This window comes from Pyrobaculum neutrophilum V24Sta (assembly GCF_000019805.1).
Classification (GTDB): Archaea; Thermoproteota; Thermoprotei; order Thermoproteales; family Thermoproteaceae; genus Pyrobaculum; species Pyrobaculum neutrophilum.
Map to the genome: position 1 here is coordinate 451,494 of NC_010525.1, position 13,359 is coordinate 464,852.

General features: G+C 59.9%; 21 protein-coding genes. 4 read left to right on the forward strand and 17 right to left on the reverse strand.

What is annotated here, in order from left to right:
• Positions 1 to 212: 212 nt before the first annotated feature.
• Together TNEU_RS02460 and TNEU_RS02465 are read right to left on the reverse strand one after the other, a co-directional pair.
• Positions 213 to 785, reverse strand: coding sequence for a hypothetical protein (locus TNEU_RS02460; RefSeq protein ID WP_148682288.1), 573 nt, complete (start codon positions 783 to 785; stop codon positions 213 to 215).
• Positions 782 to 1,234: an AAA family ATPase gene (locus TNEU_RS02465; protein WP_148682289.1), complete on the reverse strand. Its 453-nt coding sequence runs from the start codon at positions 1,232 to 1,234 to the stop codon at positions 782 to 784. The genes TNEU_RS02460 and TNEU_RS02465 overlap by 4 nt, the downstream gene beginning before the upstream one ends.
• A 294-nt stretch (positions 1,235 to 1,528) precedes the next feature.
• Here TNEU_RS02465 and TNEU_RS02470 point away from each other — a divergent pair, with 294 nt between their 5' ends.
• Positions 1,529 to 1,960 (forward strand): hypothetical protein, encoded by a 432-nt coding sequence (locus TNEU_RS02470; RefSeq protein ID WP_187146732.1) that lies wholly within the window; start codon positions 1,529 to 1,531, stop codon positions 1,958 to 1,960.
• Positions 1,957 to 2,394 (forward strand): PaREP1 family protein, encoded by a 438-nt coding sequence (locus tag TNEU_RS02475; protein ID WP_012349862.1) that lies wholly within the window; start codon positions 1,957 to 1,959, stop codon positions 2,392 to 2,394. Before TNEU_RS02470 ends, TNEU_RS02475 begins: the two co-directional genes overlap by 4 nt.
• A 281-nt stretch (positions 2,395 to 2,675) precedes the next feature.
• Here TNEU_RS02475 and TNEU_RS02480 read toward each other — a convergent pair whose 3' ends face one another.
• From TNEU_RS02480 to TNEU_RS02490, 3 genes are all read right to left on the reverse strand, one after another.
• On the reverse strand, positions 2,676 to 3,398 hold the full coding sequence (locus TNEU_RS02480) for a DUF3226 domain-containing protein (protein WP_187146733.1): 723 nt from the start codon (positions 3,396 to 3,398) through the stop codon (positions 2,676 to 2,678).
• The gene (locus TNEU_RS02485) at positions 3,380 to 4,429 is read right to left on the reverse strand and encodes an AAA family ATPase (protein ID WP_012349864.1); all 1,050 of its coding nucleotides are present in this window, start codon (positions 4,427 to 4,429) and stop codon (positions 3,380 to 3,382) included. Before TNEU_RS02485 ends, TNEU_RS02480 begins: the two co-directional genes overlap by 19 nt.
• Before the next feature lie 243 nt (positions 4,430 to 4,672).
• Positions 4,673 to 4,864 (reverse strand): hypothetical protein, encoded by a 192-nt coding sequence (locus tag TNEU_RS02490; RefSeq protein WP_012349865.1) that lies wholly within the window; start codon positions 4,862 to 4,864, stop codon positions 4,673 to 4,675.
• A gap of 84 nt (positions 4,865 to 4,948) precedes the next feature.
• Between TNEU_RS02490 and TNEU_RS10190 the strand changes: the two genes are divergently transcribed.
• Entirely contained in the window at positions 4,949 to 5,095 is a 147-nt protein-coding gene (locus TNEU_RS10190; RefSeq protein ID WP_187146734.1) for a hypothetical protein, read from the forward strand.
• Here TNEU_RS10190 and TNEU_RS10195 read toward each other — a convergent pair.
• From TNEU_RS10195 to TNEU_RS02540, 11 genes are all read right to left on the reverse strand, one after another.
• Positions 5,092 to 5,262 (reverse strand): hypothetical protein, encoded by a 171-nt coding sequence (locus TNEU_RS10195; protein WP_187146735.1) that lies wholly within the window; start codon positions 5,260 to 5,262, stop codon positions 5,092 to 5,094. The two genes, TNEU_RS10190 and TNEU_RS10195, sit on opposite strands and share 4 nt — an antisense overlap.
• Positions 5,263 to 5,337: 75 nt before the next feature.
• Positions 5,338 to 5,598, reverse strand: coding sequence for a hypothetical protein (locus tag TNEU_RS02495; RefSeq protein ID WP_012349866.1), 261 nt, complete (start codon positions 5,596 to 5,598; stop codon positions 5,338 to 5,340).
• 273 nt (positions 5,599 to 5,871) lie between these two features.
• Positions 5,872 to 6,846: a hypothetical protein gene (locus TNEU_RS02500; RefSeq protein WP_148682292.1), complete on the reverse strand. Its 975-nt coding sequence runs from the start codon at positions 6,844 to 6,846 to the stop codon at positions 5,872 to 5,874.
• Positions 6,847 to 6,885: 39 nt separating this feature from the next.
• On the reverse strand, positions 6,886 to 7,191 hold the full coding sequence (locus tag TNEU_RS02505; RefSeq protein WP_148682293.1) for a nucleotidyltransferase domain-containing protein: 306 nt from the start codon (positions 7,189 to 7,191) through the stop codon (positions 6,886 to 6,888).
• A gap of 200 nt (positions 7,192 to 7,391) precedes the next feature.
• On the reverse strand, positions 7,392 to 7,961 hold the full coding sequence (locus TNEU_RS10365) for a HEPN domain-containing protein (protein ID WP_222702402.1): 570 nt from the start codon (positions 7,959 to 7,961) through the stop codon (positions 7,392 to 7,394).
• A 35-nt stretch (positions 7,962 to 7,996) separates the two neighbouring features.
• Positions 7,997 to 8,470 carry a coiled-coil domain-containing protein gene (locus tag TNEU_RS02515; protein ID WP_425357492.1) on the reverse strand — a complete coding sequence of 158 codons (474 nt, stop codon included), beginning with the start codon at positions 8,468 to 8,470 and terminating at the stop codon, positions 7,997 to 7,999.
• A gap of 125 nt (positions 8,471 to 8,595) precedes the next feature.
• Positions 8,596 to 8,961: a nucleotidyltransferase domain-containing protein gene (locus TNEU_RS02520; protein WP_012349869.1), complete on the reverse strand. Its 366-nt coding sequence runs from the start codon at positions 8,959 to 8,961 to the stop codon at positions 8,596 to 8,598.
• Positions 8,952 to 9,326 carry a HEPN domain-containing protein gene (locus TNEU_RS02525; RefSeq protein ID WP_012349870.1) on the reverse strand — a complete coding sequence of 125 codons (375 nt, stop codon included), beginning with the start codon at positions 9,324 to 9,326 and terminating at the stop codon, positions 8,952 to 8,954. Before TNEU_RS02525 ends, TNEU_RS02520 begins: the two co-directional genes overlap by 10 nt.
• 251 nt (positions 9,327 to 9,577) lie before the next feature.
• Complete coding sequence (locus TNEU_RS02530; RefSeq protein WP_012349871.1) at positions 9,578 to 10,111, reverse strand: PaREP1 family protein; 534 nt, start codon at positions 10,109 to 10,111, stop codon at positions 9,578 to 9,580.
• 195 nt (positions 10,112 to 10,306) lie between these two features.
• Positions 10,307 to 10,621 carry a hypothetical protein gene (locus tag TNEU_RS02535; RefSeq protein WP_012349872.1) on the reverse strand — a complete coding sequence of 105 codons (315 nt, stop codon included), beginning with the start codon at positions 10,619 to 10,621 and terminating at the stop codon, positions 10,307 to 10,309.
• A gap of 93 nt (positions 10,622 to 10,714) precedes the next feature.
• Positions 10,715 to 11,485, reverse strand: a complete 771-nt coding sequence (locus tag TNEU_RS02540) for a sulfite exporter TauE/SafE family protein (RefSeq protein ID WP_012349873.1) — start codon at positions 11,483 to 11,485, stop codon at positions 10,715 to 10,717.
• Between the two features lie 55 nt (positions 11,486 to 11,540).
• On the opposite strand from TNEU_RS02540, the gene TNEU_RS02545 reads away from it, so the two are divergent.
• Positions 11,541 to 12,329, forward strand: a complete 789-nt coding sequence (locus tag TNEU_RS02545) for an FkbM family methyltransferase (protein WP_012349874.1) — start codon at positions 11,541 to 11,543, stop codon at positions 12,327 to 12,329.
• Here the strand turns inward: TNEU_RS02545 and TNEU_RS02550 are convergent.
• Positions 12,324 to 13,316 (reverse strand): glycosyltransferase family 2 protein, encoded by a 993-nt coding sequence (locus TNEU_RS02550; RefSeq protein ID WP_187146736.1) that lies wholly within the window; start codon positions 13,314 to 13,316, stop codon positions 12,324 to 12,326. The genes TNEU_RS02545 and TNEU_RS02550 overlap by 6 nt on opposite strands.
• Positions 13,317 to 13,359: the final 43 nt, after the last annotated feature.

Sequence of the window (13,359 nt, forward strand, 5' to 3'; positions counted from 1 at the left end):
TTCTTTTGCCGCTCTTTTTATGGAGGATTGTAGTTTCGGCAACGGCTCGTGTAGTGTTCTTCCAAGGACAGTGTAGGCTGTCTTTATGTACTTTTTTGACATGTGCCACACCACGTCGAGGTGTGGAAGAGTGTCTCCGAGTTTCCGTATTGCGTTTTTCTTCAGGCTTGTCGCCGCAGGGTGTGAGCGCAGAGTGGTCTAGCACCAAGTGTTTAGTACAGCACCGAGACTACTCGTTCGACGTCTGGTAGCTCCTCTATTGTCCCGTCTTCGTAGATGCGCAGCTCTCTGACTCTCGTCCATGGGTTTTCGGCGCTTCTCTCAAAGTAGTACACTGCCACGTGTTGCGTCTCGAGGCTTTTGTCCTCTACGGCCTTGAGGAGGGCTTTTATGGTGATGTCGCTGTGTGTGGTCATCACAACTGTTAGCTTCTTCTCCACCGCTCTGGCCGCGATGTGTTTAACTAGGTTTATGGTGGTGATGGGGTTCTTGTGTATCTCGGGCTCTTCGATGACTAGGAGGCTGTCCTCGCGTGCCGCGTCGACGAACTGTTCGATTATGGCGGAGTCTGCGAAGCCGTCTGGCGCCAGGTCGAGGGGTAGCTGGAGCTTCGTGATGAAGGGATCCACGTAGCTGTAGGCGATGAGGCTGAGCAGGGGCATCACCTCCTCGACTAAGGTGCCTATGCCCATCTCGCGGCGCCTTACGAAGCCTCTGCCAAGGTAGAGCTTTGTCAAGTCTTCGAGGAAGAAGTACAGCGGCGGCATTACGGGGATTGTCTTCAAGGTCTCGAAGAGGCTTGACGCGAGCGCGAGAAACGGCCGACCGGGTGTTTGCTCACAGCTTCTCGTATCTTGGGGATCAGCTGCGACATCCTCGAGAAGCTGAGCCTCTGCGAGGGTAGTAGATAGTGGTCTCTCCACGGCTTGGCGTTTGGCGCCGCCGCGTTGTCTGGGCTCTGCGCCTCGAAGCGCGCTCCACCGGCCTCGACCGGGTAGAATCTCCTCGCTCCGTCGCTTCTAACAACGCCGTCTAAGCTAACGCCGTATAGCTGGGCCAGAACCTTGTTGACGCCTCTCCACTCCGGCTCTGAGACCTTTGCCAGGAAGTAAGCTGCGTAGGCTAGGCTGGACTTCCCGGTGGAGTTCCCCCCGATGAAAACCGTCACCGGCCTCAGGGAGACTCTGGCCTCCTCTATACAGCGCCAGTTTTTGACGTACAGCTCCACATCCATGAATATGCCTTAAATCTATATCTCTATATGGGCTCGCCGCCGTCTGCGCTCCGCCCGTCGACGTGGCGCTGTCGGCGAGGTGGGTGTAGCAGGCGCCGGAGGCGGCGCCTTAAACAAGCCGCCGCTGGTTGCTGGGCGTAGGCTTGTAGATCTGCGGAGGGCCTATTGCGTCGGCAACCCCGGCCCTAGCGTTGGGCTGTGGCGGGGCGTGCGCGTGGGAGGCGGGTGGGGGGTGGGGAGGCCGCCTTGGGGGGCTTTGGGTTTAGGTTTAAAAACGATTGTGTGGTGTCGGTTGTGGCCTTGATCGTTGAAAGCCCTGTGAGGAGGGGCTATGTGATGAGGGGCGGCCTTTCGCAGATGTTTCTGGAGGTTGACAGTAAGTACCTCAGCGAGCAGTATAGCATTGGGTTGTTTGTCGAGGCGTGGGCTGAGGGCGAGGTTTTGGGCGTTAGGAGGGTTGGCGGCGTTCTCTCGGCTGAGGAGGAGGGGGCCTTTAGGGAGCACGTCGTTGGGAGGAGGGTTAGGCTTTACGTAATTCCTGGCGTTTTCTCTGGCGTAGACCAGCTGTATTTCGACGAGAGCTCGTGGTCTATCTTTCGGGACGCTGGGGTTTTTCCCGACGAATATCAGGTCGTGGTTAGGCTGGAGAAAGTGGTTGTGAAACCTGACGGCGCGGTGAGGGAGCTGGCTCTGTACCCCTATAGGGATGTAGTTGCTAAGCGGTGAACGCCGTTCTTCAGGAGGTTGAGAGGAGGCTGGCGCTTGTGGAGAAGTATTATGAAAACTACCGGAGTTATCTGGCGCGTGGAGCCTACAGTAAGGCGTCGGAGCACCTGTGGGGCATAGCGAATAACTTGGCTTCGTTGTTGTCTCTGCTGAAGGGGGGTAGGCCGATCACTAGACACAGCGACTTGAGGCGTTTTCTAGACGTCTTAGTCCGCGAGCTGGCGGCTAGAGAGGGGGGCGGGGAGGTTGTTGAGGCGTTTAAAGAGGGCGTCTTGGCGCTGGAGATCCTCCACGCCAACTTTTTCCACGACTTTCTAGAGGAGCGCCAGTTTGAGGAGCTTAGGATAAAGGCCGAGCGGTTGCTCAAAATTCTCGAGGAGGAGCTCTACAGACTTCTCCAAGCGCAGTTCGGCGGCAGCGGAGGGACGCGCTGACGCCTGGCGGAGTCCGCCGCAGCCGGCCGGAGTGCAGGCGGGCGTCGTAACGGGGCTAAAGATAATCGTTCGTTTTTAGCGTGGCTCTACGGCAGAGTGGAATAGGGCCGCGGCGGTTGTTTACAAGCCGCGTCCCCACGCCGACCTGGCCGTCTAGTTTGTCTCGGGGCGGCCGCCGCAGGTGCGCTTTTTAAGCTTCCCCGTGGTGGGGGGAAGCGCCCGGTTTGCCCGGTTGGCGTTTCTGGGTGTGGGGGCCGTCGGAGGGCTGGTGCTGGCGTCTGCTAGGCCGCTGTGAGCTTGTCTAGTTGCTCTACTATGTTTTTCAGCGCCTGCCTCAGCGCGGTTTCGTCTGCGTTTTTGAGTAGGCGCTTTACGGCTTTGTAGAGTTTTCTTATCCCAGGTCTGCGGTTGAGGAGGGCGAGGTAGAGCAGTAGCTTCTGTTTGTTGTCCAGCGCCCCGTGGGCCTCCTCCAGCCTAGCCGCGGCCTGTGTAAGGTCTGGGTGGACAAGTTCGACAAGCTTGAGTAGGTCGTCTTCTATCTGGCCGGTGGCTGTGTCTTCTCGGCCTCCCTGCTCTATCACGTGGATTGGCAACCCGAGCGGGGGTATGACAGTAGTGCCGCCGCTCTCGGCGGGGGTATAGCCCAGCGATTGCAACATGTCCTTAATGGCCTGTGCGGGCCTCTCGTCTCTGTCGGCGGCGATTACAATATGTATAGCGGTGTCTCTGAGCGCCTCGGCTAGTTCGCGTCTCTTGAGTAGGAGCTTTAGCGTTTCTTTGATGTTTTCTACGCCGCTGCAGTTGCACATCGCCACATACACCTGCCTCACCTTCAGGCATTTCCTCCTGCCTAGAGGTTCAAGCAGGTCTCTAAGCTTCTCTGGGGTCTCGGCGCAGTTTGCCTCCTGTGCCTTGTATACCCTCTTCAGTAGGGTGTAGTAGAGGATCTCCTCCGTCTGTCCCTCTAGCAGAAGCACTACGGCTCTCATTTTCTTAGGTCCCACCCCAATTTCTCCAGCGCCCTCCATGCCTCGTCGAGCGTGTACTCTTCGGCGTGGAGTGCCCCGCGGTCCAGGGCGAGTCTGAATACCTTTAGGTTTTTAAGCCCCATCCCCCTGGCCTCCTCTGTTATCATCTTGATGAGCTCTAGGCTGTGTGTTGTGACGAAAATCTGGTTGCCGCGGTCGATGTGGGATCTCAAGATGGCGTTTGCGACGATCTTCATGAGGCTGGGGTGGGTGTGGAGCTCAGGCTCTTCCAACATCACGGCGGCTCCGCTTGGCGTTAAGGCTTGGATCAGGAGCATGAGCGCGTATCTTACGCCGTCGCCTACGGCGTAGAAGGGCACCGAGATGTTTTCGAAGACCAGGTGGAGCACCCACCTGCCGCGGACGTAGAGCGGCATGACGTCGCTGAGGTCCTTGTACTGGGAGCGCAACGCTTTGACCACCGACTCCTTGGCCGCCGCGCCCGCTTTGGCCACCATCCTGGAGTAGGCCTCCTCGGGCGAGCCATATTGATAGACGCTGTTCCAGTCGACAAATACCGCCTCATAAATCGGCCTAGACCATTCTTTAAGGAAGATGTAGTGAAGCTTGCCGTCTTCGTCCATATAGAGTTGTGCCGCCTTTACTCCTCCTACGGTCTCCAGGTCAAGAGCTAAGAGTTCTTCCACGTTTAACCCTCTTTCTCTAAGCACCGGGATTGTATCCGCGCTAGGCATGCCTGGCTTGATTTTGAGCTCTGTCTTCTTTCCCTCTTTTAGCGTTGCAGATATGTGTATCTCTTTCTGCCCGTGGTAAAACAGCGCCTCTGCCGAGGCCAGGCCGAACCAGCCGCGCCTCCTCACGACGTAGGCCAGTCCATCATCTGGCTTGAGAGCTATGTAGAGCGCCTCTAAAATCGAGGATTTTCCAGTGCCGTTTCTGCCAACGAAGATGTTGACCGCGGCGAAGTCTTTTATGCTGCCCTCCCTAACGCCGCGGAAGTTCTTCACCTCCAGCTCTCTCACAACGCCAAAGGCGGACTCGCCCATGATGTTATATGGCCCGGCCTTTATTAACTTTGGGCCATTGACGGCACAAGCCCGCCCGCCTCTGTGGAGCAACATGTGACGCCGCGGCGGGGGCCTGGGCCCGCTCTATGTCTCTCCTCTGGCCATGGTTTTGTGCGTGTGGCGGTGCGGCGGGTTGACCGGCGGCTGAGGCGCTGGTGTCTATGTGGCGCGTCTACCACTCCTCTCCGACGGCCTCCACAGCGTCTATGGGCTCCTGTGTGATTAGGAGTAGGCCCATTTTCGCCAGCGCCTCTCCAGGTGTGTGCCGAGCTCCTCGGGGGTTACGTCTATCTGGCCTGTCCAGTCGACGAATATGGGGATGTTTATTCCGCATACCCTCAGCCGGTCTGATATATCCAGCCAGCTTTTCAGAGCCTCTCGTGCGCTGTGCTCTAGGACTACGGCGATGTACATGCCTATTCTGCGTCGGAAATGCCTCTAATGCTACGGACGGGGATTCTCATGGCCGTTAACACGCGCCTTACTACCTCTACTACGGTGACTTCTGAGGCCGTCGGCGTCTCTGTCTTTGCTTCACAGCTAGACGGCGCTAGAGACGGTGGGGATGTGGTGGGTACACACGCCGCTGTATGCGTCGGCGCCGGTTGCACAGCGGATTGCACTAGGGCGCTGTATATCATCTAGCCGGCTTGTCCCAGCTTTTGTGGGTTTTTGCGCCTCTCCCCCTCTTCTCTACGTGACCCCCTCCCCGCCCTGAAGGGCGGGGCTATCGGCTGTAAAGGCTTAGCTATGTGCGGCTTGAACAGCCGCAGAGACTGGAGACCGGCCCTCCCGACGGTCTCAACCTGCACTGTTAAGACTAGCCTTTGACATATAAACATGTTCATGGAGAGATTCGGCGTGTTGAAGCTGTATGCGGGTTGCCGTTATTTGATTTCTGGCTCTATGAGGTTTAGGATTTGGCTGAGGTCTGGCCTTTTTTTGAGGCTGTCTAGTTTGAGCCCTGCCGTGTGGTAGAGGTCGTGGATGCATGTCCAGTAGTCGCCTTCGTGGGTGAGCTCATGCCTGTGTTTCCACGCTAGGTACATGGCGAGGTAGGCCTTTGCTCTGCTGTCTGTCTCCTGTAGGGCCAGCTGGCGTTCTGCGTCGGTGGGGTTGATGCTTTTGAGGAGCTCGCTGTAGACCAACTCGTCTATGTTCTTCTCGTCTTATAGATGTTGAAGGGGCCTCCGCAGTTGGTGCCTCTTGCGTCTCCGTCGAGGAGGATGTGTATCTCGGCGTCGCCGGCCTCCTCGTGTAGCTCCTGGGCGAGCTGGCATATTCTGTCCTTGCCTCCGCCCTCACATACTAGTGTTGCATCCTCTTGTAGTGTAGCATCTTGTTTTTCTTATGTTTTGACATCTGTGTTTTCTGTTTTATGCCGAGGATGCCTATGTGTTTTAGGCCGCTTCTGTCTTGCACTATTGGGTCACAGGCAGTTGCCTCTGGGGTCTTGTTCTAGCTTTTCTATCCTGTGTAGTGCCTCGTCGCCGGGGTACGTCCTCACGAGGCCTCTCTTGCTTATCTCCACTATGTTTGCCTCTTTGCTGGCGTGTGTTAGTATTATGTTTATGGCTTCTAGGCTTTGGGTTGTGACGATCCACTGGGTGGTTCCGGCCTCTGTCATTAGGGTGGCCACCCTGTCTACGAGCCAGGGGTGGAGGTGGTTTTCTGTCGTAGAGGACTATGTCGCGGGTTGCGGCGAGGGTTAGGAGGAGGACGGCGGCGTAGCCGCTGCCTAGGTATTGGATTGGTAGATCTCTGTCTTTGACGCTTATGTAGAGCTGGGACCTGTTCAGCTCGTCGTGTTTTATGGTGATGGTTTTGAAGCCCTCCTCGCCGTATAGCCTCTGGAGGAGCTCTACCGCCTTTGCCAGATTGCTTATCTTCATTAGGTTGTATACGAAGTTCTGGGCGATTGGGTTGGGGGTGGCGAATGCCACGAATCTTGCGGGTCTCTCCGGCGGAGGGCGCTGGGGGTTGGGGTTTATGGAGGTGTTGTACTGTATCGCCGCCCCCCACGGCGTTGGTATCTGCATGACCGATATCGCCACTTCTAGGGCGGGTCCTTCGCCGTCTTCGATTCTGCCTCCGTAGCCCCCGGGGTAGGCGAGGGGGGTGCCTCTATAGCGCGTGCCGTCTATGGAGATTTCGAACCCGTCTCTCAGCAGGCCGTAGAGCCAGAAGTCGTCCATTCTCATGGTTGAGGCTAGGGCGGCAAGGGCGTACATCTCGCCTCTGTCTGCGCGCGTGAGGAGGGCCGCGGCTACCGCCTCCAGGAGGGTGGTCTTGTAGGCGCCGTTGCAACCCGTTATTATGTTGATGCGGGCCGCCTCGAAGGCCCCCTTTCTGAACGTCAGCCCTCTGAGGCTTCTCACCTCTACCTCCTTTATCACGTAGAGGCGTGGAAGCCCGTTTTTAAGGTTGTTAGGGGGCTAGACCTCGGCCAGCTCGTTGGGTGGGATGAACCTTCTGTACCACCTCTGGAACTGCTGGGGGGTCGTCACGTGCACCTCCACCGGCGCTTCCGTCCTTCTGTAGACCTCCGTCATGATGTCGTATTTCCTCTCGACGGCGTTGGTCACGACGAGGATGTCTATGTCGCTGGCTGCGGTGTAGTCGCCTCTGACGGCCGACCCGAAGACGTACACCCTCGCCTCTGGGTCGTACCACCTGGCCACCTCCTTCACCAGCTCCGCCACCGCCCTGTAGTTTCTTAAGTAGCTTAGGGGATCCCCCACGGCTGTGCCGGAGGTCTGGCTTAAAAATGTGGCGCGCAGAGCTGAACGCCACCGGCGGCTGTCGAGGCGGGAAGGGGGCGTGGATAAGGTAGCTTCACCATTTTTGCGTAGGCCGAACACTCTTGCGTGTATTCGGCAGTGAGGGGCGGCGTATCCTAGTGGGTCTTGAGGGGGCCGCGCGCCGTTGCCCCCACGCTCTGTCAACCAGCGCCCAAGGCAGTTGTGCCGGCGAAGGGGAGGCCCAGGCACCGCCTCGGCGGTGGACAGCGGCGGAAGCCCAGGGGCAGACGGTTGGCTTTGTCAGCCTTCGACTTTCTAAACACCCTACAAACCTCGCCAGGTCCTTGACAACACAAACAACAAGTCTCGCCCTTTAGGGCAGGGAGCACGGTCGTCTCAGCCTCTTCGTATATTACGGGCAGATATCGGGAGGCTATGTAGGCCTCCTCGAGCCTTGCTACGTAGTGAAGGTAGGCGATGTTGTTTACCAGCTCCAGCGCTTGGGGCTCCACCTCGCCGAGCTCCCTAATGAGCCTCCTCAGCGAGTGCGTCCTTGGGTAGCCGCCCTTCTTCAGCAGGAGCTTGTACTTGAGGATGAGCTGGCAGTACTGCTCTAGGCTGAAGGCGGGGCGTATTCGCCCTCCTCGATCAGTCTCTGGGCGTTTTTCAAAAAGGCGTGCTTCTGAGGAGCTCCGCCTCCTCGAAGGACATGTGGGAGGAGTTTTTATGTAAAAAAGTCTCGTCGACTGTGTGGCCGTCCCGGGCTGTATAAGAGGGTTGTGGGCTGTGGACTGCCGCGCGACGGCTAGGTCTGCCTAGTCTTCAGCAGCTCCATTAAGAGGCGCTGTATCTCCAGCAGGGTCTTCTGCACGTCGTCTAAGCGGGCGCTTGGGGCGTCAATCCTCCTAGACAGCTCAGCCGCCACCGCGTCAATCCGCTTGTTTGTCTCATCAATTCTCTTGTTTGTCTCGTCGATTCTCTTGTTGGTTTCGTCGATTCTTCTGCTTAGGCTCTCCGCCACCGTGTCTATACGCTTGTTTGTTTCGTCGATTCTCTTGTTCATTTCCTCCATCCTCTGCTCCAGCCGCGCTATTTCGCCTCTTATCCCTCCCAGCTCGTTTACGATGGTGCCGAGGTATAGGAGGGAGATGTCCTTCGTGGTGAGCTTTTTGCCTTCCTTGAGCTTCTCCACTACCTTGTCCACAGCTATCCTGAGAGCCTCCTGAGCAACAGGCGCCATGGAGTCCATAGTACACCCCCCACGGCCACATATAAACATAACGCAGAGGAGGCCGGCGAAGAGGAGGAAGAGACGGGAGGCCGCCTTTATAAGCCGCTGTAGGACCGGGCTGAGGCGGCTCCTGCGGCGGCCGGGGACTATGGGCGCTGGGGGACGCGCCGCGGCTAGCATATTTCGGCTTTTGCGTCGATGAACCTGCTGTACCACTCTGCGTATTGTCTTGGCGTTGCGTAGTGGAATTCGAAGGGGGCCGCGTAGTCGCCTATGGCTTCTCTGAGGGCTGTGTTTATCTTGGCTCTCTCCGTAGGGTCTTGGGGAGCCTTCTCGCTGATGATTAAGATGTCTATGTCGCTGTCTGGCGTCCAGTCGCCTCTTACGACGCTGCCGAACACCACGACTCGGGCGTCGCCTAGGTGTCTGCGCGCCTCTCTACATATCTCCGCGGCGTAGGTCCTCCAGTTCTCTAGGTACTTCCTCCTCCGCATGGCCGCCTCTAGCCACGGGGGCCGGCGGGGCTCCTCTAGCCGCATGCCCTCTTCACCAGCTCTTTCGCAACTTCTAGAAGTCCCTCGGCGACGTCTCTGGCGTATCTGCGCGGTAGATACCGGGCGCCTATGTAGGCGTCTTCCATCACCTCGAAGGCGTATCTGTGCTCCACGTAGAGGTCCCACAGATCCGGCCTCACCTCTCTAGCCTCTTCAAAGAGCCTCCTCAGCGAGTGCGTATGTGGGAAGTAGCCCGCCTCCCTCGCCAGCACGTACTTGAGCGCCAGCTGTACCGCCTGCTCGCAGTGGAAGGCGGCGATGTCCACCCTTCCGGCTCTAAGGTCATCTTCGGCGGCTTCTAAAAAGGCGAAGGCCCTCTCTCTGAGAATCTCCACCTCCTCTCTACCCACGCCTCAGCCGGGAGTCGGCTATTTATAACTACAGTAGCCTTGGACGGCGCGCGGCCCGCACGCGCCTCCTCTGCGCAACGGGCGGCATCGCAGCGCTTAACGGCTCGGAGCCCGGGCCCTCGGGAAGCGCCGGCCGCGGCCAGTCCGCGGGGGTTTTGTGCAAGGCCTCCCCCGGCCGCCGGCGGCCGTTTGGCTTAACGTCTCTGGGGCCGGCGGAGGCGTGGAGATTTGGGGGGCCGCGGTTGGGTGCCTTAGGCGAGCTGTCTCTTCACCTCGCCCAGCGCCTTTTCCAGCTCCTCTGTCCACTTGGCTCTTGTCTTTATGGCGTCGACAAGCCCGACCAGCTCGCGTATCAACGTGACGACGTCTCTCGCCGCCTCCTCCCTAGAAGAGTACTTGGAGTACTCGCCGGCGGGGTCCGGCCCGTGGTGCTGGTAGTCGTGGAGGTGAAGCGCTCTGTCTGTCCAGAGAGAAAGACCCACGTGGCCTACCTCCTCCAGCATCTGCGAAAGCCCCTTCATCCTCCCCGTCGGCACCCCGGGCACAGCCCTCGACACAAGCCAGCGCCTCTCCTCTTCGCTCTTGGCGGCGGCCTTTAGCTTCTCGAGCTCAAGCCTTAGGAGGGCTGCCATGTACGCCCTCCACGCCTGGAAGGCCTTCCCCGCCGCATTTCTCACGAGGCCGCGTTGTAGGAAGTCAAGGGCTAGCTTGGCCTCGACGAGAGCCTCAAGAAGACGCGCCGCGACGTACCCCTCCTCCGTGGGCCTAGGAAGGGGTCTCTCCAAAAACTTCGGCTGACACCGTTTAAAATTACGAGTGTTTTTATAACTTCGTCGATTTCTAGCTTCTGGTTCGGGTTCCGTCTAAGCGGCGCCGGCTGGGCTTTGGGCGCGCTTCCGTGGCCGCGGGGGGACGGCCACCCGCGCTACCGGGCGCGGGCCGAGGCAACGCCTCTGTGGTGCCGCTTGGCTGTTGGGGGCTCAGCCGTAGGTCTTTACGCCTGTCTCCGCCAGTGCTCTGTCTACCTCGGCGGGGTTTCTGTCCCACCTCTCTACCTCTACGTCGATCCCCCATATGCCGTGGTCGTCGGCGTATATGACGAAGGTGCCGCGGCCTACGAGGACTCGCCGCGGCTCGCCGGTCCTAAGCCTCAGCCCCAGCGCCTCCGCCCGCCTGTCGTGCCACACGTCTGCTACACAGGCGGGGGTCTGTCCGCCTGCGGGCTCCGTGGGGGGCGGCGGGGCGTTCGTCACGGTGGTGTAGACCCTCGGCTCGGGCGTGGCCACGGGGGACATGCCTATGGCTACTTGAATTTTTATAAATCTATCCGACTGGCTGTTGCTACTGAGGGCGGCCGGGGGTTCCAGTGGTTGATCTTCACGTTCTCATTATGGTTTTAGTGCCTTGATTATTGTGTATATCCCCACTGCGGCTAGGACTGCGGCGTAGGCTATTGCGATTTTTTCGCGGGGGGTTTTGGCAGCTACTGCCACGCCTGCTGCTCCTCCTGCCACTCCTCCCGCGAGGTATGCTAGGGAGATGAGGGGGTCTAGGTAGCCGCTTGTGGCGTATTCGGCGGCGGTGGTTAAGCCGAAGGCGGCGACCGCGGCTAGGGAGGTGCCGACTGCCCTCTTGACGTCTAGGCCTGCCCACATGAGTGCCGGCGCCACTAGGAAGCCTCCGCCGATTCCGAGGAAGCCGGAGAGGAAGCCGACGGCCGCGCCTCCCGCCCCGGCCTTAGCGAGGTTTAGCTGCCGGCCTCCGGCGGCTCTGCGTTTTAGGACCCAGATGGAGAGGGCTACCATGGCGGCGCCGAGGGCGGCGAGGAGGACCTCGCCGCGGGTGGCTTTGCCGAGCCACGCGCCTGCCCAGGCCGCTGGGACGCCGGCGGCGGAGAAGACGGCGGCTCCCCTCGGCGATACGTTGCCTCTGCGCCAGTGCATGAGGAAGTTGGCTAGGGCGTTGGCGCCCACAGCAAGCGCCGTGGAGCCGACGGCGAGGTGGACGGCTGTGTTGAGGTCGGTCAACGTGGCCAGCCCCGCGAAGTAGAGGAGGAGGGGTATGGCCAGGATGGAGCCGCCGCCCCCGATGACCCCCAGGACGAAGCCCACTGCCGCCCCCGAGATCGCTGAGGCGGCGTATAGCCAGGCCGGCCACATGGGGGGCGCCTCCTCCCCTACATAAATATTTTTAATGGCGGCCTCGGCCTCGGCCATGTTCCGCGGGTTGTCGGCCACCGCCAGGTCGATGGGGCTGGGCGCCGTGTTTAGGGAGGCGGCCCGGAGGGCCTTGGGCGTGTCCTACACGTGGCGTGGGGTTAGGGTGGACTCCACTGCTCTATTTCGTCTGCTGAGGCGGCTGGCCTCGGCTGGCCACGTGGTGTGGGGGGAGGGGGGCTATGTCTACGTGCGGCCTAGGTGGACGAGGTACGTCCTGAGGGTGCCGCGGGGGGACGCCGGCCTGCTGACGGTCCTCCTCGAGGATCTGGAGGGGATGTACCGGGCGTCGGCGAGGCGTGTGCTCGACGTGGGGGCCTACATCGGCGAGACGGCCCTCCTCTTCGCAGAGAGGGGGGCCGAGAGGGTCTACGCCTACGAGCCCGTGCCCAAGTTCTTCTCTGTCCTCAGAGACGTGGTGGAGTACAACGGCCTCGGGGGCGTCGTCGAGATGTACAACCTGGGCGTGGGAGGGGGCGGGCGCATACGCGTGGGGCTGGAGGGGCCTGGCACGGGGCTCCGCGAGGGGGATCTGGAGATCGCCACCATGCCCTGGGGGGAGGTGCTGAGGCGGCACGGCGTCGACCTGGCTAAGGTGGACTGCGAGGGCTGCGAGTGGTGGCTCATGGCCCAGCCCTGTGAGGTGCTGAGGTCCGTCCCCCAGTGGCTTGTGGAGATCCACGGCCCGGCGGCGCCCCTCATCGAGAAGTTCTCGGGTTGCGGGTTTTCTGGGGTGAAGGTGGCGGATTTGGCTTATTTGATTTCTCTCTACCGCCTCTCCCTATGAGGGGGCGGCGCCGTACATCTTCCTGAGGCTTCTCTCGGCGAGTCTGCGGCGGCCTACTATTGGGGCTATGGCTATCCCCGCTATTGTCCGCCAGCTCACTGGGTGGGCTTTTGTGGCTTTTGCAACGATTAGCCTCGCCAGGAGTTTGGCCGTCGATACTTTGTACGCTTTGTCGCATTTATAGAGGGCGTTGTATATGTAGACGTATTTGGCGTGGTCTACGTAGTTCCTGAGGACGGCCTTCCTCACGTTTTTGTCCTTTACCGCGTGGAGGAGGGTTTCGGCGTCTATCGCGTCTTTGTTTCGGGTGCAGACCACCTTTGGGAGGTCGCCTACGCCCTGCATGTGGGAGGCGCCTCCTCCGACGCGGTAGTAGGTGAGCTTGTTGGGTATGTGTAGCGCCGTGCCGTAGGCGGCTGCCAGCGCCAGTAGGGAGAAGTCGAGCATGATCTCCAGCCTGCTGAGCACGTGGATTACCTCCTGTAGCAGGTCTCTGTGGGCGGCCCAGGAGGAGAGGTTGTGGTGTAGGAGGGGGTACCTCTCCACCAGCGTGAAGATGTTTTCTCTCCCTACCTCCACCTCGGCGGGCGGCTGCCCCGCGGCGTAGCTCCTCGCGGCTGGGTGCTGATCCGCCGGGTTTCCCCCCTCGTCTATGTAGTGTTGCATGTGGTGGAGGGCGGCCGGCCTCCTCCTCGTGAAGATCCTCTCCACCGTCTGTAGCTTCTCTGGGTGGAAGAGGTCGTCGTCTTCTAGGAAGGCGACGACGTCTCCCTCGGCCGCCTTGATCCCCGCCGCTACGGCCTCGCCCAGCTTGTCCGTCTTTGTCTCAAGCGCGTAGACGGGGTAGCCCCTTAGCTTGTCGACGTCGTCGGCCACTACAACAACGGCGTCTGGCCTTCTGGTCTGCCTTAGGGCGGACTCAACCGCTTGGGGAAGGTAGCTGTAGCGCCTGTATGCCCTGACGACAACGGCGATCTTTATCTTCACGCCCATCGGGAGCGGGCGGCTTTTAGGCTTTACTGAGCCCGTC

Excerpts from the sequence above, each read along its gene's own strand:
- TNEU_RS02540 (WP_012349873.1), bottom strand. The coding sequence starts at position 11,485 with ATGTGGCCGGCCTGGCTATACGCCGCCTCAGCGATCTCGGGGGCGGCA.
- TNEU_RS02535 (WP_012349872.1), bottom strand. The coding sequence starts at position 10,621 with ATGTCCCCCGTGGCCACGCCCGAGCCGAGGGTCTACACCACCGTGACG.
- TNEU_RS02465 (WP_148682289.1), bottom strand. The coding sequence starts at position 1,234 with ATGGATGTGGAGCTGTACGTCAAAAACTGGCGCTGTATAGAGGAGGCC.
- TNEU_RS02515 (WP_425357492.1), bottom strand. The coding sequence starts at position 8,470 with ATGTTTATATGTGGCCGTGGGGGGTGTACTATGGACTCCATGGCGCCT.
- TNEU_RS02490 (WP_012349865.1), bottom strand. The coding sequence starts at position 4,864 with ATGTACATCGCCGTAGTCCTAGAGCACAGCGCACGAGAGGCTCTGAAA.
- TNEU_RS02520 (WP_012349869.1), bottom strand. The coding sequence starts at position 8,961 with ATGCGGCTAGAGGAGCCCCGCCGGCCCCCGTGGCTAGAGGCGGCCATG.
- TNEU_RS02545 (WP_012349874.1), top strand. The coding sequence starts at position 11,541 with ATGTTCCGCGGGTTGTCGGCCACCGCCAGGTCGATGGGGCTGGGCGCC.
- TNEU_RS02485 (WP_012349864.1), bottom strand. The coding sequence starts at position 4,429 with ATGGGCGAGTCCGCCTTTGGCGTTGTGAGAGAGCTGGAGGTGAAGAAC.